The 23305-nt window shown below is 69.5% G+C and carries 25 protein-coding genes and 1 pseudogene; 14 read left to right on the top strand and 12 right to left on the bottom strand.

The window, feature by feature from the left end:
* The first annotated feature begins 100 nt into the window (after nt 1-100).
* Nucleotides 101-2143, top strand: a complete 2043-nt coding sequence (locus JOF29_RS36775; protein ID WP_209698947.1) for a PQQ-dependent sugar dehydrogenase — start codon at nt 101-103, stop codon at nt 2141-2143.
* A gap of 45 nt (nt 2144-2188) precedes the next feature.
* Here the strand turns inward: JOF29_RS36775 and JOF29_RS36770 are convergent, their stop codons facing one another.
* The 3 genes from JOF29_RS36770 to JOF29_RS36760 all read right to left on the bottom strand — a co-directional run bounded on the left by JOF29_RS36770 (nt 2189) and on the right by JOF29_RS36760 (nt 3294).
* The gene (locus JOF29_RS36770; protein ID WP_209698946.1) at nt 2189-2482 is read right to left on the bottom strand and encodes a hypothetical protein; all 294 of its coding nucleotides are present in this window, start codon (nt 2480-2482) and stop codon (nt 2189-2191) included.
* Between the two features lie 159 nt (nt 2483-2641).
* Complete coding sequence (locus tag JOF29_RS36765) at nt 2642-3148, bottom strand: hypothetical protein (protein WP_209698945.1); 507 nt, start codon at nt 3146-3148, stop codon at nt 2642-2644.
* On the bottom strand, nt 3145-3294 hold the full coding sequence (locus JOF29_RS36760) for a hypothetical protein (protein ID WP_209698944.1): 150 nt from the start codon (nt 3292-3294) through the stop codon (nt 3145-3147). The genes JOF29_RS36765 and JOF29_RS36760 overlap by 4 nt, the downstream gene beginning before the upstream one ends.
* Nucleotides 3295-3327: 33 nt before the next feature.
* On the opposite strand from JOF29_RS36760, the gene JOF29_RS36755 reads away from it, so the two are divergent.
* Nucleotides 3328-3717 carry a VOC family protein gene (locus JOF29_RS36755; RefSeq protein ID WP_209698943.1) on the top strand — a complete coding sequence of 130 codons (390 nt, stop codon included), beginning with the start codon at nt 3328-3330 and terminating at the stop codon, nt 3715-3717.
* Nucleotides 3718-3724: 7 nt separating this feature from the next.
* Here the strand turns inward: JOF29_RS36755 and JOF29_RS36750 are convergent, their stop codons facing one another.
* Complete coding sequence (locus JOF29_RS36750; RefSeq protein ID WP_209698942.1) at nt 3725-4258, bottom strand: GNAT family N-acetyltransferase; 534 nt, start codon at nt 4256-4258, stop codon at nt 3725-3727.
* Nucleotides 4259-4417: 159 nt separating this feature from the next.
* Here JOF29_RS36750 and JOF29_RS36745 point away from each other — a divergent pair, with 159 nt between their 5' ends.
* Genes JOF29_RS36745 through JOF29_RS36735 form a run of 3 tightly spaced genes read left to right on the top strand, consistent with a single transcriptional unit; the run spans nt 4418 to nt 8952 of the window.
* Nucleotides 4418-4840 carry an iron chaperone gene (locus JOF29_RS36745; RefSeq protein ID WP_209698941.1) on the top strand — a complete coding sequence of 141 codons (423 nt, stop codon included), beginning with the start codon at nt 4418-4420 and terminating at the stop codon, nt 4838-4840.
* 2 nt (nt 4841-4842) lie between these two features.
* Nucleotides 4843-5775: an alpha/beta fold hydrolase gene (locus tag JOF29_RS36740; protein ID WP_209698940.1), complete on the top strand. Its 933-nt coding sequence runs from the start codon at nt 4843-4845 to the stop codon at nt 5773-5775.
* 21 nt (nt 5776-5796) lie between these two features.
* The gene (locus JOF29_RS36735; RefSeq protein WP_209698939.1) at nt 5797-8952 is read left to right on the top strand and encodes an AfsR/SARP family transcriptional regulator; all 3156 of its coding nucleotides are present in this window, start codon (nt 5797-5799) and stop codon (nt 8950-8952) included.
* Here the strand turns inward: JOF29_RS36735 and JOF29_RS36730 are convergent.
* Genes JOF29_RS36730 through JOF29_RS36720 form a run of 3 tightly spaced genes read right to left on the bottom strand, consistent with a single transcriptional unit; the run spans nt 8936 to nt 11544 of the window.
* Entirely contained in the window at nt 8936-9679 is a 744-nt protein-coding gene (locus tag JOF29_RS36730) for an ABC transporter permease (protein WP_209698938.1), read from the bottom strand. The two genes, JOF29_RS36735 and JOF29_RS36730, sit on opposite strands and share 17 nt — an antisense overlap.
* Nucleotides 9676-10614 carry an ATP-binding cassette domain-containing protein gene (locus JOF29_RS36725; RefSeq protein WP_209698937.1) on the bottom strand — a complete coding sequence of 313 codons (939 nt, stop codon included), beginning with the start codon at nt 10612-10614 and terminating at the stop codon, nt 9676-9678. Before JOF29_RS36725 ends, JOF29_RS36730 begins: the two co-directional genes overlap by 4 nt.
* Nucleotides 10615-10674: 60 nt before the next feature.
* A complete protein-coding gene (locus JOF29_RS36720; RefSeq protein ID WP_209698936.1) occupies nt 10675-11544 on the bottom strand; it encodes a helix-turn-helix transcriptional regulator in 870 nt (289 codons plus the stop codon).
* A 125-nt stretch (nt 11545-11669) separates the two neighbouring features.
* On the opposite strand from JOF29_RS36720, the gene JOF29_RS36715 reads away from it, so the two are divergent.
* From JOF29_RS36715 to JOF29_RS36700, 4 genes are all read left to right on the top strand, one after another.
* On the top strand, nt 11670-12884 hold the full coding sequence (locus JOF29_RS36715) for a multidrug effflux MFS transporter (RefSeq protein ID WP_209698935.1): 1215 nt from the start codon (nt 11670-11672) through the stop codon (nt 12882-12884).
* On the top strand, nt 12869-13891 hold the full coding sequence (locus tag JOF29_RS36710) for a zinc-dependent alcohol dehydrogenase family protein (protein ID WP_209698934.1): 1023 nt from the start codon (nt 12869-12871) through the stop codon (nt 13889-13891). The genes JOF29_RS36715 and JOF29_RS36710 overlap by 16 nt, the downstream gene beginning before the upstream one ends.
* Nucleotides 13892-14067: 176 nt before the next feature.
* Nucleotides 14068-15555: a sulfatase family protein gene (locus JOF29_RS36705; RefSeq protein WP_307863875.1), complete on the top strand. Its 1488-nt coding sequence runs from the start codon at nt 14068-14070 to the stop codon at nt 15553-15555.
* A gap of 70 nt (nt 15556-15625) precedes the next feature.
* Complete coding sequence (locus tag JOF29_RS36700; protein WP_209698933.1) at nt 15626-16201, top strand: dihydrofolate reductase family protein; 576 nt, start codon at nt 15626-15628, stop codon at nt 16199-16201.
* Here JOF29_RS36700 and JOF29_RS36695 read toward each other — a convergent pair.
* Nucleotides 16167-16742, bottom strand: coding sequence for a TetR/AcrR family transcriptional regulator (locus tag JOF29_RS36695; RefSeq protein WP_307863874.1), 576 nt, complete (start codon nt 16740-16742; stop codon nt 16167-16169). The genes JOF29_RS36700 and JOF29_RS36695 overlap by 35 nt on opposite strands.
* A 195-nt stretch (nt 16743-16937) precedes the next feature.
* Between JOF29_RS36695 and JOF29_RS36690 the strand changes: the two genes are divergently transcribed.
* The gene (locus tag JOF29_RS36690; RefSeq protein WP_209698931.1) at nt 16938-17957 is read left to right on the top strand and encodes an aldo/keto reductase; all 1020 of its coding nucleotides are present in this window, start codon (nt 16938-16940) and stop codon (nt 17955-17957) included.
* A gap of 4 nt (nt 17958-17961) precedes the next feature.
* Here the strand turns inward: JOF29_RS36690 and JOF29_RS36685 are convergent, their stop codons facing one another.
* On the bottom strand, nt 17962-19242 hold the full coding sequence (locus JOF29_RS36685; protein WP_209698930.1) for an erythromycin esterase family protein: 1281 nt from the start codon (nt 19240-19242) through the stop codon (nt 17962-17964).
* 55 nt (nt 19243-19297) lie between these two features.
* On the opposite strand from JOF29_RS36685, the gene JOF29_RS36680 reads away from it, so the two are divergent.
* Together JOF29_RS36680 and JOF29_RS36675 are read left to right on the top strand one after the other, a co-directional pair.
* Nucleotides 19298-19840 carry a helix-turn-helix domain-containing protein gene (locus tag JOF29_RS36680; RefSeq protein ID WP_209698929.1) on the top strand — a complete coding sequence of 181 codons (543 nt, stop codon included), beginning with the start codon at nt 19298-19300 and terminating at the stop codon, nt 19838-19840.
* 33 nt (nt 19841-19873) lie between these two features.
* Complete coding sequence (locus tag JOF29_RS36675; protein WP_307863873.1) at nt 19874-20620, top strand: phosphotransferase; 747 nt, start codon at nt 19874-19876, stop codon at nt 20618-20620.
* Here the strand turns inward: JOF29_RS36675 and JOF29_RS45000 are convergent.
* Both JOF29_RS45000 and JOF29_RS36670 read right to left on the bottom strand, forming a co-directional pair.
* A complete protein-coding gene (locus JOF29_RS45000) occupies nt 20605-20739 on the bottom strand; it encodes a hypothetical protein (protein ID WP_281067466.1) in 135 nt (44 codons plus the stop codon). The genes JOF29_RS36675 and JOF29_RS45000 overlap by 16 nt on opposite strands.
* Before the next feature lie 105 nt (nt 20740-20844).
* Nucleotides 20845-21627: a maleylpyruvate isomerase family mycothiol-dependent enzyme gene (locus JOF29_RS36670; protein WP_209698927.1), complete on the bottom strand. Its 783-nt coding sequence runs from the start codon at nt 21625-21627 to the stop codon at nt 20845-20847.
* Between the two features lie 81 nt (nt 21628-21708).
* Between JOF29_RS36670 and JOF29_RS36665 the strand changes: the two genes are divergently transcribed.
* Complete coding sequence (locus JOF29_RS36665) at nt 21709-22254, top strand: class I SAM-dependent methyltransferase (RefSeq protein WP_209698926.1); 546 nt, start codon at nt 21709-21711, stop codon at nt 22252-22254.
* 271 nt (nt 22255-22525) lie between these two features.
* Here the strand turns inward: JOF29_RS36665 and JOF29_RS36660 are convergent, their stop codons facing one another.
* A complete protein-coding gene (locus JOF29_RS36660) occupies nt 22526-22972 on the bottom strand; it encodes a MerR family transcriptional regulator (RefSeq protein ID WP_209698925.1) in 447 nt (148 codons plus the stop codon).
* Between the two features lie 109 nt (nt 22973-23081).
* On the opposite strand from JOF29_RS36660, the pseudogene JOF29_RS44995 reads away from it, so the two are divergent.
* Nucleotides 23082-23273 (top strand): annotated as a pseudogene (locus JOF29_RS44995) (SDR family NAD(P)-dependent oxidoreductase); the annotation flags it as partial.
* Nucleotides 23274-23305: the final 32 nt, after the last annotated feature.

Raw genomic sequence — 23305 nt, 5'->3', positions numbered from 1 at the left:
GGGGGCTCCCACTGTTGACAGATGGACTTATCGTTAGGAAGCTTTCCTAATAGTTACGTCCCCTGCAGTTCCTCCGCCCCGGAAAATCCAGGAGACCCGCATGACATCCCGCCTGTTCGCGGCGGCGATCGCGCTCGCCGCCGGCGCGCTCACGCTGACCGCGCTCCCACCTGCCACCGCCGCGTCCACCGACTACCAGGCCGAGGACGCGACCATTTCGCAAGGCGTCGTCGAGTCCAACCACACCGGCTACACCGGCACCGGCTTCGTCAACTACGACAACCTCGTCGGCGGGTACGTCGAGTGGACCGTGAACGCCCCGGCCGGCCCGGCCGACGTCACGCTGCGGTACGCGAACGGTACGGCGGCCACCCGCCCGATGGACTTCACCGTCAACGGGCAGCCCGGCGCGGTCGGCATCACGTTCCCCGGCACGGGCGCTTGGACGACGTGGCAGAACAAGACGGTCCGCCTCCAGTTGGCCGCCGGTACGAACAAGATCCGCGCCCGCGCGACCAGCGCCGACGGCGGACCGAACGCCGACAAGCTGACCGTGACACCGACCACCGACGACAGCACTCCCCCGTCGGCGCCCGGGAACCTGACCGTCAGCGACCTGAAGCCGAACGCCGCGACCTTCCACTGGACCGCCGCCACCGACAACGTCGGCGTGGTCCGGTACGAGATCAACCGAGGCGGCAACGTGCTGAAAGTTGTCGACGGCAACACCCTGTCGGCGACGGTGGACACGCTGACCGCGAACACGGCGTACGACATCTCGGTCGGCGCGTTCGATGCCGCGGGCAACGCTTCGCAGCAGAGCAACGTGGTCACGTTCACCACACCGGGCAGCGGTGACACGCAGCCGCCGACGGTTCCGGGGAACCTGCGTTCGACCGGCGCCACCGCGAACAGTGTGTCGCTGGCGTGGAACGCGTCCACCGACGACAGCGGCAGCATCGCGGCGTACGACATCTACCAGGGCTCGGCAAAGGTCGCGTCGACCGGTTCGCTGACCACGACGGTGACCGGGCTGACGGCGAACACGCAGTACACCTTCACCGTGCTGGCGACGGACCCGGACGGCAACGCGTCGGCGGCGAGCAACCCGGTCACGGTCCGTACGTCGGCGACCGGCAGCGGCGGCATTCCGGCGTACGACAAGGACATCGCGAAGGTCGATCTCGGGTGGAGCGTGGCGTTCCTGCCGGACGGGTCCGCGCTGGTGACCGAGCGAGACCGGTTCGAGGTGCTGCGGGTGACGGCGAGCGGGCAGAAGACGACGCTCGGGAAGGTACCGGGCGTGGTGACGACCGACGGCGAGGGCGGTCTGCTCGGGGTCGCGCTGTCGCCGGACTTCGGCACCGACCACTGGGTGTACTTCTACCACACGGCGTCCGGCGACAACCGGATCGTGCGGATGAAGTACGAGAACGGGAAGCTCGCGACGACGTCGTCCCCGGTACTCACGGGGCTCGCGAAGAACCGGTACCACAACGGCGGGCGGATCGCGTTCGGGCCGGACGGGAAGCTGTACGCGACCGTTGGTGACGCCAAGAATTCCGGGAACGCGCAGAACAAGAACTCGCTGAACGGCAAGATCCTGCGGATGAACCCGGACGGCACTCCGCCGAGCGACAACCCGTTCTACAGCAGCGGCGGGAACGCGCGGTACGTGTGGAGCTGGGGACACCGCAACCCGCAAGGGCTGGCGTGGGACTCGCATGGGCAGCTGTGGGCGTCCGAGTTCGGCGAGAACAGCCAGGACGAACTCAACCTGATCCAGAAGGGCGGCAACTACGGCTGGCCCGCGTGCGAAGGCACGATCGGCGACTGCGCCGGCTACATCGCGCCGAAGCGCACCTGGCCCACCTCGCAGGCCGGCCCGAGCGGCATCGCGATCGTCAACGACTGGATCTACATCGCCGGCGTCACCGGCGAACAGCTCTGGGTCACGAAGATCAACTCGGCCGGCACCGGCGTCGACACCCCGCAAGCCGTCTTCTCGGGCCGCTGGGGGCGCCTCCGCAGCGTCACCCACACGCCTGACGGCGGCCTGTGGCTGACGACCACCAACAACGACAAGAACGGCGGCACACCGTCGACAATCGACAATCTGATTGTCCGCTTGAAGTTCTCCTGATCCGTCGACAGGCCCGACCGGTTCCTGCCCGGCCGGGCCTGTCGGTCAGCGCAGTTTGTGGCGGCCGAGCCAGCCGGAAATCTCCGCGGCGATCTCCTTCGGACTGTCCTCCGCCGCGTGATGCCCGGCCTCGCCGCAGTGCACGACCTCCAGGGCCGCGATGTTCGCCGTACACCACTCCGCGAGCTCCGCTCCGATCAGCAGGGTCGGCGATCCCTCGAAGGTCAGCAGCAGCTTCGGTACGCCGGGGCTCGCGGCCAGCCAGGCGTCGTACGCCTCGATCCGGGCGCGCAAGCCGCGACGGCGTGACACCACCATCGGGATCGCGCCGGCGCGCATCCCGGAAGAGCTGCAGCTGCTCCTTGGGGACGCGGCGTTCTGGATCGCGCAGGAGACCTAGCCTTCCCGCCGAGCAGGCGCGCCAGCAGTACCTCGACGCGTTGCGAGCCGCCGACGCCGGTGATTACGCCGCCCTGCTCACCAATGCGGTCAGCTGATTCAGCGCTGGAACAGTTCGAACTGCTCGCACTCGGGGTGGAACGCCGCCGCGCGCTGGACGGCTTCGGGGAGGGGGCTGTTGTACGTACGAAGGAAGAAGAGGTTGGTGACGAAGGCGAGGGCCGCGGTGCCGTCCGGGGACGCGGTTGGGGCGACGTAGTGCGTCGTGCCGGCGGTGCGGAAGGCCGGGGCGAGGTGGCTGGTTTCGCAGCCGAGGTTGATGATTGTTTTGCCGGCGAGGTGGGCGTGGGTGTGGATGTCGGCGGCGGTGATCGGTGGTTCTTCGGGGACGAGGATTCCGCGTTCGTCGCCGTGGCAGGAGAGTATGACGGTCTCGTCGGTGGGGATCTCGCCCGCGAGGAGTTCGAGGAGTTCGGCGCGGGAGCCGACCCAGTGGGTGGTGGTTCGGTAGTTGAGGCCTTCCAGGGTGGCGCGGACGGCGTTGGCTTCCAGGGCGTCGCCGACTGCGATGATCGTGAGGCTCTGCTTTGCGACGTACGGGATCATCGGGGGTGGCCGAAGTCGGTGTACGTCGGGTGGCCGGTGGTGAGGGCGCCGCCGGCGGCGGTCTTCCGCGGCAAGCGGGCGGGGATCCCGGGGTTGAACTCCTTCTCCGGCTCACCTTCGGCAGCAAGATCACTCTGTCGGTCCACCCTCCTAGTGTCACCTCTGAAGGAGGTACTGCGATGCTTCGAGGACGATCCGCGAAGGGGCACTGGTTCGGAACGGTGATCGACGGGCCGGATCCGCAGGCGCTCGGCATGTTCTACCACCAGGTGATCGGCTGGGAGATCCACCGGAACGAGCCGAACGAGTTCGTGCTTGCCGTGCCGGGGAATTCCGAGACGTACCTGGCGTTCCAGCCGCAGACCTCCGTGCCGTGGGCGCGGCCGGTTTGGCCGGCGGCTGAGGGGCGGCAGCAGATGATGATGCATCTGGACATCGAGGTCGGTCGGCTGGACGCCGCGGTCGGGCACGCGGTGGAGCTCGGCGCGACGCTCGCCGACTTTCAGCCGCAGCCGAACGTCCGGGTCCTGCTCGACCCGGCGGGCCATCCGTTCTGCCTTTACACCTGATCTGCCTTTACACCTGATCCAGGCGGCGGGTCATCCAGATCGAGTTGCCGCGTTCGGCGTCCTCGGTGACGCGGCCGCTGTGCTTGAAGCCGAGCTTCTCGAGAACCCGGAACGACGGGGCGTTCCATTCACGAACGGTTGCCCACAGGCGTTTCCGGCCGGTGCCGGCGGCGGCTTCCAGCACGGCCCGGGCCGCCTCCGTGGCGTACCCGTGGCCGTGGGTCCGGTGCGCGAGTTCGTAGGCGATCTCGGGTTCGTCGTACGTCGCCTGGCCGACGGTGAGGCCGCAGTACCCGAGGAACTCGCCGGTGGCACGGAGTTCGATCGGGAGCAGGCCGAGGCCGGGGGCCGCGGCCAGCGGGTTGTCCGTCAGCCAGCCGCGGATCTCCTCGACGGTGGGGTTGCCGTCGGCATCGATCTGGCGCAGGGCGCGGTGGTCGCGTTCGGCCCACAGCGCGCGGTAGTTCTCGGCGTCGGACGGACGCCAGCGGCGCAGGCACAGGCGCTCGGTGGTCAGCTCCGCCGGAAAGTCGTCGTACACGTGGTCAATCTAGTTGAGTACGAAGGTCGGCGAGCTTGCCGACGGTCCGCGGCTCGTGACGTGAGCGCGGTCACGGTCGGGTCGGTCAGGATTCGAGAAGCGCTGGGGGTGCCGTGGCTCCTAGTGTTCTGAGCAACGACGACAACGGAAGGCACTCCGATGGCTACCACGAAGAAGAAGTCGTACGGCGGGTTCACCAAGGCCGAGCAGGACGCGATGAAGGAGCACGCGAAGGACCTGAAGAGCACCGAGGACCCGGGCGCCGCGCAGGCCGCGAAGATCGCCGCGATGGCCGACGCGGACCGGGAGATCGCCGAGCGGCTGAACGAGCTGATCCTCGAGGCGGCGCCGGAGCTCAGCCCGAAGCTCTGGTACGGAATGCCCGGCTGGGCGCTGAACGGCAAGCTGATCTGCTTCTTCCAGGACGCCGCGAAGTTCAAGTACCGGTACGCCACGCTCGGCTTCAGCGACAAGGCTCGGCTGGACGACGGTGACCTGTGGCCGACGTCGTACGCGCTGACCCGGCTCACCCCCGCGCTCGAGAAGCAGATCGTTGCTCTGGTCAAGAAGGCGATCGGCTGATCGTGGTCGATCCGGTGGCGGAGGCGTTCGGCGTACTCGTCGGCGGGGGTCTCGCCCGGCGGGAGCTCGACCGCGGCGGCGGGCGGATGCTGCGGTGGGTCGAGGCAGGGAGCGGTACGCCGGTGGTGCTCGAGGCGGGGGCGATGTCGCCGGTGGTCGGGTACGCCGCGGTGTTCCGGGGGCTGGCGGCCGATCATCGGGTGATCGCGTACGACCGGGCCGGGTACGGCGTGAGCGATCCGGCGCCGCTCAGCGTCGATCTCCAGGTCGGCGATCTCGTCGCCCTGCTCGAGGCGGTGGGGCCGGCGGTGCTGGTCGGGCACAGCTGGGGTGGGCTGCTCGCGCAGTTCGCGACCTGGGACCGGCCTGACCTGATCCGCGGTCTGGTCCTCCTGGACCCGTCCCACGAGTCCTACTGGGCCGACGCCGCCCCGATCCCCCACCCCGACCGAACCCAACCCCCGGCAACCGACCCCCGCTACCCCGAGATCCTCCAGACCGCCCACGAACTGGCCCACGACATCACCCGCACCCTGTTCCCCGCCGCCACTGAACCGCACGACGCCGGGGCCGGGGCCGGGGCCGGGGCCGGGGCCGGGGCCGGGGGGAGTTTGGATTTGGTTGGGGCCTGGTTGGCTTATCTGGGGAGGGACGAGCAGCGGTTTGTCTGGCTTGAGGAGTTGCCGATGATTCTGGACCGGCTCGGCGAGCTTCGGGTCAGGCGGGAGCGGGGGGTGTGGACGGGGCTTCCAGTGGTACTTCTGACGGCTACCAAGGGTCGCCCGCCCGAGTGGACGCCTCGTGTGATCGCGACGCAGGACCAGCTCGCCGGCGAGTGCTACGGGCGGCATCAGGTGGTTCCGGAGTCCGGCCATTACCTGCAGATCGACGTCCCGGAGCTGGTGATCGCCTGCGTACGGGAGGTAGGCACCTGAGCGCGTGGCAAGATCTGCCGGGTGTGGATCGGGATGCTGGGGCCGTTCGAGGTGCGGAACGACGACGGGAACGTCGTCGACGTACCCGGCGCGCGGTTGCGCGGGTTGCTGATCGCGCTGGCGCTCGACGCCGGGCGGGTCGTTCCGAAGGCGACGCTGGTCGACTGGATCTGGGGTGAGCAGCCGCCGGCGGATGCGGCGAACGCCCTGCAGCGCCTGGTCTCCCGCCTGCGCAAGCTGCTGCCGGTCGAAGGGCACACGGACGGTTACCGGCTGCAGCTCGATCCGGACAGCGTCGACGCCCTACGGTTCGAGCGGCTGCTGACGCGCGCCCGTACCGACCGGGATCCGCAGGGCGTGCGGCTGCTGCGTGAGGCGCTCGCCTTGTGGCGCGGGCCTGCGATGCAGGACATCGGGCTGACCGAGAGCGGCGCGTTCGACGCCGCCGTCACGCGGCTCGACGGGCTCCGGCTGGCCGCGATGGAGGACCGGTACGACGCCGAGATCACGCTCGGCAACGGCGCCGATCTGGTCACCGAGCTGACCGACCTGGTCGCCGCGCACCCGGTCCGCGAGCGCCTGGTCGCGGCCCTGATGCGCGCGCTGGTCGCCTCCGGCCGCGACACCGAGGCGCTGCGCGTGTACGAGCGCACCCGCGAGACCCTCGCCGACGAGCTCGGCGTCGACCCCTCGCCCGAGTTGTCCGCCCTGCACGTCGCGCTGCTCCGCGGGGAGCTGGTACGGCGGGACGAGAAGCGCAACACCAACCTGCGGGAAGAGCTCACGACGTACGTCGGCAAGGACGCGGACATCGCCGCCGTCCGCGACCTGGTCGCCGGGCACCGCCTGACGAGCCTGATCGGACCGGGCGGCTCGGGCAAGACCCGGCTCGCGACCGAGACCGCCCGCACCATGTTGCGGGAGCTGCCCGACGGCGCGTGGATGGTCGAGCTCGCCGCGATCGGCGCCGACGGGGACGTGGCGCAGGCGACGCTGGGCGCGCTCGCGCTGCGGGACGCGCTGCTCGGCGACGTACCGGAGGCGGACCCGACGGACCGGGTGATCGCCGCCGTCCGGGAGCGGTCGATGCTGCTGATCCTGGACAACTGCGAGCACGTGATCGAGTCGGCGGCGAAGTTCGCGCACCGGGTGCTCGGCGAGTGCCCGCGGCTCCGGGTGCTGGCCACGAGTCGCGAGCCGCTCGGTATCACCGGCGAGGCGTTGTGGCCCGTCGTACCGTTGGCTCTCCCAACGGAGACGGCGGATCCGGCCGAGATCGACGCGTCACCGGCGGTCCGGCTGCTGCAGGACCGGGCCGGCGCGGTCCGCGCGGATCTCGTGCCGGACCCGGCCACGATGGCCCGGATCTGCCGGGCGCTGGACGGGATGCCGCTGGCGATCGAGCTGGCCGCGGCGCGGCTGCGCACGATGTCGCTCGAGCAGCTGGCGAACCGCCTCGACGACCGGTTCCGGTTGCTGACCGGCGGGAGTCGTACGGCGCTCCCCCGGCATCGCACGCTGCGCGCGGTGGTCGACTGGAGCTGGGAGCTGCTGTCAGACGCGGAACGTGCGGTACTGCGGCGGCTGTCCGTGTTCGCGGGCGGAGCGAGCCTGGAGGCGGCCGAGCAGGTGTGCGCCGGTATCGGGGGTGGGACCGAAGGGCCTGGGGGCGGGAACAACGCGGCGGTCGAGTCGTGGGAGGTGCTCGATCTGCTGACCGCGTTGACCGAGAAGTCGCTCGTCGTCGCCAAGGACGATCAGCGGTACCGGATGCTCGGCACGATCAAGGAGTACGCCCAGCAACGTCTCGACGAGGCGGGCGAGACCGACGAGACCCGCCGTACCCATCTCGGCTACTTCACCGCCCTGACTGAGACGGCGGACCCACACCTGCGCCGCGCGGAGCAGTTGGAGTGGCTGGCGATCCTGGAGCCCGACCACGACAACATCGCCGCCGCGATGCGGGGCGCCCTGACCGCGGGTGAGGCCGCCGGTGCGATGCGGCTGGCCGCGGCGGCGGGCTGGTACTGGTGGTTCGCCGGGCACAAGGTCGAGGGCAACGAGTTCCTGCTCGCCGCGCCGGCGCTGCCGGGCGACGTACCGGACGACATCCGGGCCGTGGTGTACGCGTTCGTCACCGGCATCATGACGTCCGGCCGCGGGCGCGACGAGTACGACGCGGCGGACTGGATCCGGAAGGCGGCCGAGATCAGCCGGCGGATCGACAACCCGCATCCGGCGGTGACCATGTCGCAGGCGCTGGAACGGCTGCTGGACGGGCCGGACCAGTTCGTGACGGCGTTCGAGCAGCTGCTGACCGACGACGATCCGTGGGTACGGGCGCTGGCCCGGCTGCAGACCGGGAAGATGCGGATCATGCTCGGCGACGGCGAGCGGGGCGCGGATCTGGCGCTCGCGACCGCGCTGGAGGAGTTCCGCGCGATCGGTGAGCGCTGGGGTATGTCGTTCGCGTTGACCGAGCTGGCCGACCGGGTCGCCGTCCGCGGGGAGTTCGCCGACGCGTGCGAGTACCACGAGCAGGCGATCGCGGTGGCGGCGGAGGTCGGCGCGACCGAGGACGTCGTACGGATGCGGTCGCGGCAGGCGCAGCTGTACTGGCTGGCCGGCGACGAGGACGCGAGCGCGGCGGCGATGGCCGAGGCGCAGCGGAAGGCCGAACGGGTCGCCTGGCCGGAGGCGCTGATCGAGTTGGCGTTGTCCAAGGCGGAGCTCGCGCACTGGAAGGGCGACGTGGCGGAGGCGCACCGGCAGCTCTCGCAGGCGACGACGGTGCTCGGGCACGAGGCGGAGCGGGCGAACCTGCGGGCCACGATCGAGGACCGGCTCGGCTATCTGGCGACGGATCTCGGCGAGGTACGGGCGCACCGCGCGGCGGCGTACCGGGCGGCGATCGAGGCCGGGCACGTTCCGGGGATCGCGCAGATGCTGGTCGGGATCGCGGACCTCGCGCTGCGGACCGGCCAGGACGAGCAGGCCGCGCGGTTGCTGGGGGCAAGTACCGCCGTGCGCGGGCTGCCGGACCGGTCGAACCCGAACGTCGGGCGGATCGAGCAGGAGACGCGCCGGCGCCTCGGTGACACGAAGTTCACCGAGGCGTCCGACGAGGGCAGGCAGGCGAGCTGGCGAGACCTCGTCGAGGTCACGCTCGCTTCGTGAACGTCGAGGTCGCCCAGAGGTAGCCGACGACCGCGATCCCGAGGCACCACGCGAACGCGGCGATCAGGTCACCGGTGTGCGGTGCGCCGTTCAGCAGGCCGCGCAGCGACTCGATGATCGGCGTGAACGGCTGGTACTGCGCGAACTGCTTCACGCCCGGGCCCATCTTGTCGGCGGGCACGATCGCGCTGCTGAAGAACGGCAGCATCACCAGCGGTACCGAGGCGAGGCCCGCGGTCTCCGGGCTTTTGGCGAACAGCCCGAGCGCGACGGTCAGCCAGGCGGTGGCGATGCCGAGCAGTACGACGAGACCGATCACGCCGAGCCACTGCGCGAAGCTCGCCGACGGGTGGAACCCGAGCGCGAACGCCACCCCGATGATCGCCGCGATCGCGATCAGGTTGGTCAGCACGCTGGCGATCACGTGCCCGGTGAGGACCGCGCCGCGGGGCACGTCCATCACCTTGAAGCGGTTGATGATGCCCTTGGTCATGTCGGAGTTCACCGCGGTCGCCACGGCGCCGAGCCCGTAGCAGACCGCCAGCAGGAGCATGCCGGGCGTCGCGTAGTCGACGTACGGTACGCCGACGCTGAACGCGTCACCGAGCATGTAGACGAACATCAGCATCACCACGACCGGCATCAGGACCGCGTTGAACACGGACGTCGGGTTCCGGGCGAGGTGCTTGAGGTTGCGGCGCAGCATCACCATCGAGGGGTTCTTCATTTCGCGGGTACCTCCGTGGTGTCGTGGCCGGTCAGGGCCAGGAAGACGTCATCCAGATCAGGGGTGTTGACGGAGAACTCGCCGGCGTTCAGCGAGTACTCGTCGAGGCGGTCGAGCAGTCCGCGGACGGACCGGGTACCGCCGTCGCTGGGGACCCGCAGCGCGAGCGCGTCGTCGTCGCGGGTCGAATCCGGGAAGATCCGGGCAGCCATGTCCAGGTCCGCGACCGAGTCGAAGCGGAACCGGACGTGGGTGCCGGGCAGTTGCCGCTTCAGCTCGTCCGGGGTGCCCTGGGCAACCAGCCGGCCCTTGTCGAGGACCGCGATCCGGTCGGCCAGCTGGTCGGCCTCGTCGAGGTACTGCGTGGTGAGGAAGATCGTCACGCCGTCGGCCAGCAGTTCGCGGATGATCGTCCACATCGTCCGCCGGCTGCGCGGGTCCAGGCCGGTGGTCGGCTCGTCCAGGAAGATCAGCTCCGGGTTGCCGACCAGCGTCATCGCCAGGTCGAGCTTGCGGCGCATACCGCCGGAGTAGGTCGCCGCGGACTTGTCGGCCGCCTCGGTCAGCTCGAAGCGCTCCAGCAGATTGTCGACAATCCGCTTGTCGGCATTGACCGGGCTCAGGTCCACCATCAGCTGGAGGTTCTCGCGCCCGGTCAGCAGCTCGTCGACGGCCGCGAACTGCCCGGTGACGCCGATCGCGGACCGGACCGCCTTGGCGTCATTCGCGACGTCGTACCCGGCGACCCGGACGGTACCGCCGTCGGCCTTGATCAGAGTGGTCAGAACGTGCACCGTTGTGGTCTTGCCGGCCCCGTTCGGGCCCAGCAGCGCGAAGACGGTACCCGCGGGAACATCGAAGTCGATGCCGTCGAGCACGGTCTTGTCACCGAATGCCTTGCGCAGTCCTGTGACCGCGATCGCCGAAGTTGTCATGGGACAACCATCGGCAGCGGCGCTGACACGCACCTGACACGCCGCCTACACGTGTCGGCATCAGCCTGACGCGGGCGTGACCTCCGCGGCGAGCGAGGCGAGCAGGCGCAGCTTTTCCGCCGACGACGAGCCGGGCTCGGCCGTGTAGAGCATCAGGATCAGGCCGGGCTCCGCGGTGACGGCGAGTTCCTCGTAGGCCAGGGTGAGCTCTCCGACCTCGGGGTGCTGGAAGCGCTTCGTACCGGTGCCGTGCGTCCGGACGTCGTGCGAACCCCACAGCCGGCGGAACGTCTCGCTCTGCGTCGACAGCTCACCGACCAGGTCCTGCAGACCGCGGTCGTGCGGATCGCGGCCGGCCTCGGCGCGCATGATCGCGACGCACATGTGCGCGAACAGTTCCCAGTCGGGGTAGAAGTCCCGCGACGCCGGATCGAGAAACTGGAACCGGGCCAGGTTCGGCGTCCGGCCGCCTTCGCCGATCACCGGCGAATAGAACACCCGGCCGAGCGCGTTCGTGGCGAGCAGGTCCTGCGCCGGGTTGCGGACGAACGCGACCCCGTCGGTGATCGCCTCCAGCGCCCAGTGCAGGCTGGCCCGCGAGGTGGTCTGGGTGGTCGCTCGGCGCCGGGGCCGGCCGGAGGTCGGGATGCCGTCGGCGGCCCGCGCGAGGTCGAGCAGGTGCGCGCGCTCGGTGTCGTCCAGCCGGAGCGCCTGCGCGATCGCCTCGAGTACCGCGGACGATGCTCCGCCGATCGCTCCCCGTTCGAGCTTGGCGTAGTACTCGATGCTGACTCCGGCGAGTACGGCGACTTCGCTGCGCCGCAGGCCGGGGACGCGCCGCTGGCCTACCGCCGGGAGCCCGACGTCGGCCGGCGTCAGCTTCGCCCGCCGCGAGGTCAGGAACTCCCGCACCTCGGCCTTGTTGTCCATGTCATCGACACTACCGGCGACACACCCGGCGAGGGATGTACTGCTGGTACACCTCATAAGCGGGCCTTCTTCACACGTGTTCCCGGCGCTTGCATGGAACTGCAAGCGATGCAGAGAGGAACCCGATGAGCCTGACCGCCGAGCGACCACCGCAGACCCGCGACGGCGCCGCGCTGACCGCAACCGTGCTGGGCACGGTCGTACTGATCACCGCGATCGCCCCGCTGGCCACGGACATGTACGTCCCGGCGTTTCCGCTCGTCACCCGCGACCTCGACGCGAGCGCCGCCGAAGTACAGCTGACGCTGACCACGTTCTTCGTCGGCATGGCACTGGGCCAGCTGCTCGGCGGCCCGTTCTCGGACCGGGCCGGGCGCCGGCGTCCCCTCCTGGTCTCGCTCATGGTGTTGACCGTCGCGTCGGCACTGTGCGCGTTCAGCCCGTCCATCGGCCTGATGATGCTCGCCCGGCTGGTCCAGGGGTTCAGTGGCGGCTGGGCGATGGTCATCGCCCGGTCCGTGGTCGTGGACCTGACCTCCGGAGCCCGGATGGTCCGGACCCTGAACCTGGTGTCCGGAATCGCCGGTGTCGCCCCGATCGCCGGACCCCTGATCGGCGCGGCCATCCTGCAACTGTCGCACTGGCGGGTGTCCTTCTGGGTCGTCGCCGCCCTTGCCGCGGTGATGGTCGTCACGGTCGCGATCGGCGTACCGGAAACGCTCCGGCACCCCGGCGCTCCGCCCCGGTGGTCCGGTCAGGTACTACAGAACCGCGCGTTCACCGGCTACCTGGTCGTGTTCGCGTTCTCGATGGGCACGATCTTCGCGTACGTCGCCACGTCCGCGTTCGTGCTGCAGTCGATGAACGGCCTCTCCCCGGTCGTCTACTCGGTCGACTTCGCGCTCAACGCGGTCGGGCTGACCGTAGCCACGCTGGTCGCCGCACGACTGGCCGATCGCGTCCCGACACGGACCGTCGTCGGTGCAGGGCTGATCGCGACTGCCGTGGCGGGCGCGGCGCTGCTGGTCGGGGCGGTCTGGTTCGCCATGCCGCTCCCGGTCGCACTGATCGGGTTCTTCGTCCTGATGACGGCCCAGGGCCTCGTCGGCCCGAACGCCGGGGCGCTCGCCTCCGCGCAGGTGCCCGACCACCCGGGGACCGGTTCGGCGCTGCTCGGCTTCCTGCAGTGGTGCACGGCCGGCGTCATCGCCCCGCTCGCGGGTCTCGGTGGTGAACGTTCCGCCGTACCGATGGCGGCCATCGTGCTCGCCCTGACCAGCTTTTCCCTGCTAGCTCTCAGCACCAACCAGAAAGGTTCTCTCCCATGCGTGGAGTCATGATGTACGGACCCGGCGACGTTCGCGTCGAGGAGCGTCCCGATCCGGTTGTCGAGCGGCCGACCGACGCGGTCATCCGGCTGAGCGCCGCCTGTGTGTGCGGCTCCGACCTGTGGCCGTACCGCGGTCAGGACAGGCTGGACGGGCCGACGCCGATGGGGCACGAGTACGTCGGTGTCGTCGAGCAGATCGGGTCCGCGGTGACCACCGTGAAGCCCGGTGACTTCGTGATCGGCTCGTTCTTCGCGTCCGACAACACCTGCGAGATCTGCCGCGCCGGGTACCAGTCCCGGTGCATCCACGCCGAACTGATGGGGACCATCGGCACCCAGGCGGAGCTGGCCCGGGTGCCGCTCGCGGACGGCACCCTGGTCGCCGTCCCGGGCACACCCGATGCCGGCCTGATCCCCTCCTTCCTGGCCGCGTCGGACGTGCTCGGGACCGGTTGGTTCGCCGCCGTCGCCGCCGAGGCAGGACCGGGCAAGACGGTCGCGGTTGTCGGCGACGGAGCGGTCGGGCTGCTCGGTGTGCTCGCCGCCAAACAGCTCGGCGCCGACCGGATCATCGCGATGAGCCGTCACGAACCGCGGCAGCAGCTCGCGGTGGAGTACGGCGCGACCGACATCGTCACCGAGCGCGGGGACGCGGGCGTCGCCCGGATCAAGGAACTCACCGGCGGGTACGGCGCGCACAGCGTCATCGAGGCCGTCGGCACCCAGGAGTCCATGATGCAGGCGATCCGCGCGACCCGCCCCGGCGGCCATGTCGGATACGTTGGTGTCGCCCACGACGTGAGCCTGCCCGGCGACGAGCTGTTCTTCTCCGGCGTGCACCTGCACGGTGGCCCGGCGCCCGTCCGCCAGTACCTGCCGACGCTGATCGACCTGATCTCCCGCCGCGTGATCGACCCCGGCAAGGTCTTCGACCTGAGCCTTCCGCTGGACGACGCGGCCCAGGCGTACGAGGCGATGGACCGGCGCAAGGCGATCAAGGCACTGCTCCAGCCGTAGCCGGTGGACGCCCACGCAGGCAGAAGTGCCTGAATCGGGGCGCTTCGAGTCCCGAAACGGGAGTTCTGCCTGCGTGGGCGACCAGTCGGCGGGTTGACGGAGAAATCCGGAGTTCTTAGCCTTGCGAGCGTGCATAGGCAGACCGGAGTGCAGGCCGAGGACGGCACGATCGACGAGTGGCCGACGTGAGCAGGCCGCGGAACATCCTGTTCCTGATGACCGACCAGCATCGCGTCGACACTCTTGGTGCCTACGGCAACCAACTGGGGACGACGCCGAACCTCGACGAGCTGGCCCGGACCGGGACCCGGTTCGACCGCTGGTACACGCCGACCGCGATCTGTACACCGGCCCGCGCCAGTCTGCTCACCGGGCAGGCGCCGTTCCGGCACAAGCTGCTGGCCAACTACGAGCGCAACGTCGGGTACATCGAGGACCTCGGCGACGGCACGTTCACGTTCTCGCAAGCACTGCGCGACCGCGGGTACAACTGCGGCCTGATCGGCAAGTGGCACGTCGGCACGAACAGGTCCGCGGGCGATTTCGGCTTCGACGGCCCCGACCTGCCGGGCTGGCACAACCCGGTGGACCACCCGGACTACCTGGCGTATCTCCAGGAGCGCGGGTTCCCGCCGTACGAGATCTCCGACCGGATCCGCGGCACCCTGCCGAACGGCGGCCCGGGCAACCTGCTCGCCGCGCGCCTGCACCAGCCGGTGGAGGCGACGTTCGAGCACTACCTCGCCACCCGCGCGATCGAGCAGCTGGAGCAGTACGCCGGGGAGCCCTTCTTCCTCGCGCTGCACTTCTTCGGCCCGCACCTGCCGTACATCCTGCCGGACGAGTACTTCGACCTGATCGACCCCGCCGAGGTCGAGCCGCCGCGGTCGATCGCCGAGACGTTCCAGGGCAAGCCGCCGGTGCAGAAGAACTACAGCGCGCACTGGGCGTTCGACACGATGCCGATCGAGACGACCCGCAAGCTGATCGCGATCTACCAGGGGTACGTGGCGCTGATCGACTTCGAGATCGGGCGGGTACTGGCCGCGATGGAGCGGCTCGGGCTGACCGACGAGACCGCGGTGTTCTTCACCTGCGACCACGGCGAGTTCACCGGTTCGCACCGCCTGCACGACAAGGGCCCGGCGATGTACGAGGACATCTACCGCACGCCCGGTCTGCTCCGCGTCCCCGGCCAGCCGGCCGGCGTCGTACGCGACGAGTTCGTCAGCCTGCTCGACTGTACGGCGACGATCCTCGAGCTCGCGGGCGCCGACCCGGCGCCGGCGATCGACTCACGCAGCCTGCTGCCGCTGGTGACGGGCGATCCGGTCGAGTGGGCGGACGACATCGTCTGCGAGTTCCACGGACACCATTTCCCTTATCCACAACGGATGCTGCGCACCAAACGGTACAAGCTGGTGGTCAACCCGGACTCGGTGAACGAGCTGTACGACCTGGAGCTCGACCCGGACGAGCTGCTCAACGTGTACGAGCACCCGGAGCAGGCCGCCGTACGGTCGCAGCTGATGCGCCGTCTCTACGCGGTACTGCGGGACCGTGGCGACAACTTCTACCACTGGATGACGTCCATGTACGACGTCGGCGACGTCACCTACGACCCGAGCCTGAGCGGGCTGGACGAGTCGACGTACCGTCCTTAGCGGCTCGTTGTCGGATCGGGTCGACGATGTTCGTTGCAGGGATGACAGCACCCACACGGAGGAGAACATCATGTCTGCGACGTACACCTTCGACATCTTCAGCAGCCTGGACGGGTTCGGGTCGCACACCGGCGACTGGGGCGGGTACTGGGGGAAGCAGGGGCCGGAGTTCCTCGCGCACCGCCTGGAGCAGTACGGCGAGGACCAGCGGATCGTCATCGGCGCCAACACCCATCGAGTGAACACCGTGCTACTGGCGGGCGGTGGAGAGGGCTTCGACCCGTGGGTGCGGCGGATGCGCGAGCTGCCCACCACCGTCATCTCGTCGACGTTGCAGGAACCGCTCGACTGGCCGGACGCGACCGTCGTCAGCGGCGACGCCGTCGAGGTCGTGCGCCGACTGAAGGAGGAGTCCGGCGTACCGCTGCGATCCCACGGCAGCCTGACGCTGAACCGGGCGCTCCTGGCCGCGGGTCTGGTCGACCGGGTTCAGGTGACGGTTTTCCCTGTGATTACGGGGCAGACAGGCGTCGACCCGATCTTCGGCGGCGCACCCGACCTCGACCTGGAGCTACTCGAAGCGCGCACGCTGGACGGCAACACCCAGGAGCTCACTTACCGTCCGTCGCTGCACGTGACACGGTGAGTCCGGCCGCGAGTACGGCGACGGTACGGCGGGCGTCGTACCGTTCGTCGTCGTTCGCGCCGATGCACAGGTTGCCGATGGCCCGCATCAGCTCGTAGGCCTCGATGCCTGGCCGGTTGATCTCGCCCGACGCCCGCGCCGCGGCGAGCAGCTCGGCACAGACCGGCAGCAGTTCGTCGAGGAAGTACCCGTGCAGCGCGTCGCCCTGGCTCAGCGCGTCCGGCAACCCGTGCTTGGTGACCAGGAAGTCGACGAACCCGTCGACCCAGCGGAGCAGCGCCGCGTACGGCGTGGACTCGGACTTCAGGTACTGCGGGCCGACCTGGGCCAGCGCCTCGACCTGATGCCGGTAGACCGCGACGACCAGGTCCGCGCGACTCGGGAAGTGCCGGTACACCGTGCCGACGCCGACCCCGGCGCGGGCCGCGATGTCCCGCACCGGCGCGTCGATCCCGGACGCGACGAACGCCGCGGCGGCCGCGTCGAGCAGGGCCTTCTCGTTCCGGCGTACGTCGGCGCGCCGGCGTGGGGTCGTCTCCACCCGTCCTCCCTCGTGAATCTCACCCTCCTCCCCACCGAGCGGAGCGAGGCAGTTCTCAGGCTTGTGAATCTCACCCTCCTCCCCGCCGAGCGGAGCGAGGCGGTTCTTAGGCATTGTGAATCGGAACATCGTTCCGTATTGTCGGATACGGATCAACGTTCCGCTTTGGTCCATGATGACACTTCCGGAGGACACATGCAGTACCGCACACTCGGCCGGACCGGCGTACAGGTCAGCACGCTGGCGCTCGGCGCGATGAACTTCGGCGCGATCGGGCGCACCGGCCAGGACGAGGCCACCGCGATCGTCGACGCCGCGCTGGCCGCGGGCGTCAACCTGATCGACACCGCCGACATGTACTCGAACGGCCAGTCCGAGGAGTTCGTCGGCGCCGCGATCGCCGGCCGCCGCGACGACGTCGTACTCGCCACCAAAGGCAGCCTGCCGATGGGCGAGGACCGCAACCGGCGCGGGGCGTCCCGCCGCTGGCTGACGACGGCCTTGGAGAACAGCCTCCGCCGGCTCGGGGTCGAGTACGTCGACCTGTACCAGGTGCACCGCTGGGACCCGGCCACGAGCGACGAGGAGACGTTGTCGGCGCTGACCGACCTGCAACGCGCGGGGAAGATCCGGTACTTCGGCACGTCCGAGTACCCGGCGTACCGCCTCGTCGAGGCCCAGTGGGCGGCCGACCGGCACCACCTGAGCCGCTTCGTCACCGAGCAGCCGAGCTACTCCCTCCTGCAACGCGGCGCGGAGGCGGAGGTGCTACCGGTCGCGGAGCAGTACGGCCTCGGGGTGCTGACGTGGAGCCCGCTCGCGTCGGGCTGGCTGTCGGGCGCCGTACGCGCAGGTCAAGCCGTGACGACCAGCCGATCCGCCGTCATGCCGGAACGCTTCGACACCACGATCCCGGCGAACGCCGCCAAACTCGAAGCCGTCGAACAACTGGCCAAACTCGCCGACCAGTCCGGCCTCACCCTGATCCAGCTCGCCCTCGCCTTCATCACCACCCACCCCGCCGTCACCAGCGCCCTCATCGGCCCCCGCACCCTGGACCACCTCAACTCCCAACTGGCAGCCGCCGACACCACCCTCACCCCCGACATCCTCGACGCCATCGACACAATCGTTGCCCCCGGCACCGACCTCTCCCCCGCCGAGAAACACTCCGTCTCCCCCGCCCTGACCACCCCACCCCTTCGCCGCCGCTAAACCCTCAGGCGGTCCTTGCCGTACCGAGGTAGGCGTCGAACGGACCCTGTACGTCGACGGGGGCAAACGCCAGCGCGTCGACGTCCGGATGTGCCGGCGTGATCACCGGGACGTGCAGCAGTACGTCGTACGCCGTCAGCACCTCGACATCGCCGTAATGGTCGGCCAGCACCCGCTGCCGTCCTGCCGCTCGAACCGCGCGAGCGTCCGCGTCGGACAACCGCCGCAGGTCGACGCCGAACGGGCCATCGTGGCTGGCCGCCATCAGCCCGTCGATGCTGTCCGGCGCGGCGGGCGGCAGCGGGCTGAAGAGCGTGCCGGTGTAGAACTCCGGCCCGTTCGTCAGGATCTGCCCGGTGTCCATCGTCGTACCGATGACCACGTAGTCCTGCCCGAGCCGGTCGGCAAGGTGCATACCGAGCGGGGTCATCGGCGGCATGCCGGGCAGCACGCCGGGCCGGCGCTGGACGTGGCCGTTGTGCGCGGCCAGTACGACGCGTTCCTCCCGCCCGAGGATCCACTCGACGGCGTCCGCCATGGCGGCGTCCCGGATGTTCATCATCGACAACCGGTCGCCGCCGGCCATCGCACGGGCCAGCGCGTCGAGGGCGACCGCGCCCGCCAACGCGCACCAGGCTTCGCCGTACGCGTCCCGCGACGTACGGTCGACGTACTCCAGCCGCCGCGCAGCCAATCGCGCGACAAGCCCGGCGAGACCCGCGGTGAAGGCGTCCTTCGTGGACTGTTCGAGCTGCCCGTACGCGGCCATCGCAGCGGGCGCGGAGAACGGTGACGACACGGCTAGCGCTCCTGCGGTGTCCCGGATGACGGGGTCGGGTTCGAACTCCGGATCGGCGACACGGAGGTAGTCGAACAGCAACTCCAGGCCGGGCAGCGTGGACACCACCGAGCCCGGGAGGTCGATCCCGTAGAAGCCGACCTTCCCGTTGTGTTGCCGCAGCCACCCGAGGAGGTCGCGCATCTCGGTCCAGACGCCCATGAGCGAGGTCATTCCCGTGGCGAGTACCGAGCCGAGCTCGTCCGGCGCACCGTTCCGGACCCAGGCGTCGGTACGCCGGCCCTCGGGGAAGCCGGACTCCATCGCGTACGCCGTGAACCCGTGCCGTTCGACGAGGTACCGCAGTAACCGATGACGCAACGCCAGGAACTCATGGCTGTAGTGCGAGCTCTCCCCGATCGCGACCACCCGCGCGTCGCCGATCACGTCGTCGAGCCACGTCAGGTCGTCCAACGCATGCACGGCGGCTTCACTCAGTCCAGTCACCACGGACCTCCATTCCCAATTTTGCTAACGGTATCAAATCTGGGATTGTGTGGATATGGATCCGCTCGACCTGCTGCTGCACCCGGTCCGGCTGCGCATCGTGCATGCCATGTCCGGCGGCCGCGTGCGGACGACGTCCGACCTGTGCGCGCGGCTGTCCGACGTACCGAAGACCAGCGTCTACCGGCATGTCGCGCTCCTGGCCGAGGGCGGCGTACTGGAGGTCGTCGACGAGCAGCGCGTCCACGGCGCGGTCGAGCGGCACTACCAACTCCGCGCCGACCGCACCCGGATCGGCCCGGAGGCAGCCGCGACGATGACCCTCGACGACCACCGCCGCGGCTTCACCGCGACGATGGCCGCCCTGCTGGCCGAGTTCAACACCTACCTCGACCGCCCCGGCGCCAACCCGCTCCACGACTCAGTCGGCTACCGCCAAGGCATCCTCTGGCTCTCCGAGGACGAGCTGGCCGCCCTCATCAAGGACATCCAGCAAACCCTGGCCAACTACTCCGGAAACAGCCCAGCGCCCGGCCGCACCCCCCGCCTCCACACGATGATCTCCTTCCCGGTCGAACCACCCGAACAAACCGGATGACGGCTGGTGGGTGGGGTCGGGAGAATGCGGCGTGTGGATGAGGTTCAGGTTGTCGTGGCGCACAGTGAACGGGCGACCCTGCGGGTGGGGGACGTGTTTCTGAAGGTCGACGGTGATCCGGGGAACCTCGAGGTCGAGGTCGAGGCGATGCGGTTGGCGCCGGTGCCGACGCCGGAGGTTCTGTGGCGGAAGCCGAATGTGCTCGCGCTTGCCGCGGTGCGCGGGGCGGCGCTCGGCCGGCTCGGGGAGCCTTCGCCGGCGTCGCCGGATGCGTGGGCCGCGGCGGGCGCCGCCGTACGGAAGTTGCATGAGGCACCATTGCCGCCGTGGTCGGCGCCGACCAGCGAGGAGATCGGCGCGAAGCTCGACGGTGAGTGCGAGTGGCTGATCGCGAACGGCGTACTTCCCGCCGACCTGGTCATCCGGAATCGCGAGGTCGCGGAGCTGGCGTTCCGGCCGTGGGAGCCGGTGTTCGCGCATGGGGACCTGCAGATCACCCACGTGTTCACCGAGGGCGACGAGGTCACCGGCATCATCGACTGGTCCGAGGCGAGCAAGGGCGACCCGTTGAACGACCTCGCCATCATGACGCTCGGGCACGAGGAATGCCTCGACGACCTGCTGGCCGGGTACGGCACCGACGTGGACGTCGACGTGATCCGCGCCTGGTGGTCGCTGCGCAGTCTCCAGGCGTCCCGCTGGCTGATCGAGCACGGCTTCGACCCGAACGAGCCGGGCGCCGAGTTCGACGTCCTCCGAGCGGCCTACGAGCGGTCGTAGTGCGACGGCGGGAACGGGTGCCGGTCGGTGAGCGGGTAGATCTCCCCCTCGGACTCCTCGCGGCGCAGCTCGGCCTCGGACTCCTGGTACTCCTCGGTGTCGCGCACGTCCGTCGGCACCGGGGCGTCGGTGGCCGGCGGTACGTCGTTCGGGTCGTAGTCGTCGAGGCCCGCCTCGACGCGCTCCTCCTCAAGCGCGATTCTCGAACCACGGTACGCCCGGTGTCAGCCGCTGACGTGAGCGGTGTTGTCGATCCAGTGCCGAGCGAGGTCCGCGTCGCCGTCCACGGTGATGTCGCTGTCGGTCAACGGCAGCCGTCGGGTCAACGTCAGCAGCAGCGATCGTGCCGGGCCGGTGATCGTCACCTCGGCCTGTTGGGTTCCGGTTTGCCACGTCGCACCGTCAGGCCGGCGTACGACGAACCAAGCGCCGGCGTCGGTCGCCTGCCACTGCAGGACCTGCCCATCGCCCCGGATCGCATGAGCGGACTCAGGCCGCTGCATCTCCCACGTCGGAGAGGTGAGCATCGCGAGGTGATTGCTGATCAGCGCCGCTGCGATGTCGGCGTCGACGTCGACCGGCCGACCCGCCGCCGCGGCCGCGTCGAAGCCGTGGACGACCGCTTCGTTGAGCTGGCTGCCGATCCAGAACCGCACTCCGGTGCGCCCGTCCCCCGCCGGATTGAACACCGGCGCGTCGAGCGCGTCATCGGAGCACGCCTTCGCGAGTCGCTGCGCGGACTCCGCCAGCCACGCCGACCACTCGCCGGGATCGGCGGGCAGCGCGGCCACCTCCGTGGGCAACTGCGTGGGATCGGTGATGCGCCGCTCGATGATCTCCGCGACCCAGTTCTGGGTCTGGCCGACGTGCTCCACCAGGTTGGTGACAGTCCACTCGGACGCGGTCGGCACGGCGGCGTCCGGCCCGGCCGCGGCGGCTGCTTCCGCCAGGCGCCGGGTGTGGTCGACGATCGCTCGCCGCGCCTGGTCGGCGTTCAGCTCGGTCATTCGTTGTGTCCTTCCAACGGTGGTCAGCTCCGCAGTACGGTGTCCACATAGTCCCCCACCGGGCGGTCATCGACTCGAAAAGTGAGCGAACATACCGCCCGGGCAATTCGGCTGTTCGACGAGCTGGCGGCGGACTACGACGAGGTTCCACTGTTCTTCCGCGGGTTCGCGCAGCTGCACGCCGACTGGCTCGACCCCCAGCCCGGCACCGCCGCACTCGACCTCGGCGCAACCTTCGACCTGGTCTGCGCCGGCTTCGTCATGCACCTCCTCGACGACCCCGCAGCAACAGCCGCCGAGATCCACCGAGTACTGCGCCCCGGCGGCGTGTTCTCGTTCTCCATACCCTGCGACGTCGAGAACGCACCGGACTGGGACTTCTACGGCGCCCTCATCCGCGAGTACCAGCCCTACATCCCGGTCGGCAAGGGCCGCCTGGGCCGCCCCCTCGACGGCCAGCAACTGCTAGCGGCCGAAGGCTTCCACAACCTCAACCAGACCGAGGTCAGCCAACACCTCCCCGACCCCTTCTGGAACTGGTCCCTCTCTCACGGCTCAAGAGCCTTCATCGACGCCCTGCCCCACAACAACGCACAGCCTTCGAATCCCGCCTCCGCCAACAGCTAGCCACCATCACCCCCACGACCCACCCCACCGCAGCCACCATCATCCGCGCCAGCACCCGCAGGTAGCCAAAGCCAACAACGCGCACCTGTTCGGCAACCCGTCGCAGGGTGCCATACGACCGCGTCGCCCACACCCGGACGCGCCCGCTCGTCGAGGTCTCACACCAGAACTCTCCGGACACACCGGGACGATTCAGCTCCGAGCGACGCGGTAGTCAGACCGTGGTCCCACGAAGACGATCAGTCGACAGACCTGCCCCAAACGAATGCGGTCAGGCGGTGGTGCGCACTCGCGTTGGTGGTAGGCCAGCCGGCTCCGCTTCGGCGTGTTCGTACGGCGCCCAGGCCGGCACCCGGAGCGCCGGGCAGTGTTCGGGCGTTGGGTTGTTCGCGATGTCGATCAAGGTGTCGAGAGCATCCCGCGCAGCGGCGAGGCCGGCCATGGCGGTACTGATGCGGCTCCGCTCGGCCGCCATCAGCTCGAAGACCTCGGGGGAAGCCTGCCCGGCTTCGATGCAAGGCATCAGTCGCACGATAGTTCGGCTGGGCAGGCCGGCGGTGAGGAGCTGCTGGATCAGCCGGACACGTTCGACCGCTGTCTCGGGGTAGATGCGCTGGCCGCTGTGGGTGCGTTCCGACGTGAGCAGACCTTGCTCCTCGTAATACCGGAGGGCTCTTGTGCTGACCCCCGCCCGGCGTGCGACCTCTCCGATCCGCATCTGTGCCTCCACTGATCTCGTGTCCTCGGTTCCTCGACTTGACGTTGACGCCAACGTCAAGTTTTAGCCTAGTCGAAACCGAACCAGCTATGCAGGAAGCAAGGAACCCATGAACCTCAGCGACCAGACCGCCCTCGTCACCGGAGCCAACCGCGGTATCGGGCGCCAGTACGTGCTCGAACTCCTGGAGCGCGGCGCCGCGAAGGTCTACGCGACCGCTCGTCGCCCCGAGAGCCTCAAGTTCGACGACCCCCGGGTGGTGGCCCTACGACTCGACCTGCTCGACCACGAGTCGGTCGTCGCCGCAGCGGCAACCGCTCGGGATGTAACGCT

Source organism: Kribbella aluminosa (assembly GCF_017876295.1).
In the GTDB taxonomy this organism is placed as follows: domain Bacteria; phylum Actinomycetota; class Actinomycetes; order Propionibacteriales; family Kribbellaceae; genus Kribbella; species Kribbella aluminosa.
The sequence above is the reverse complement of the archived record's forward strand: the minus strand, read 5'-3'. Positions and strand labels throughout refer to the sequence as shown.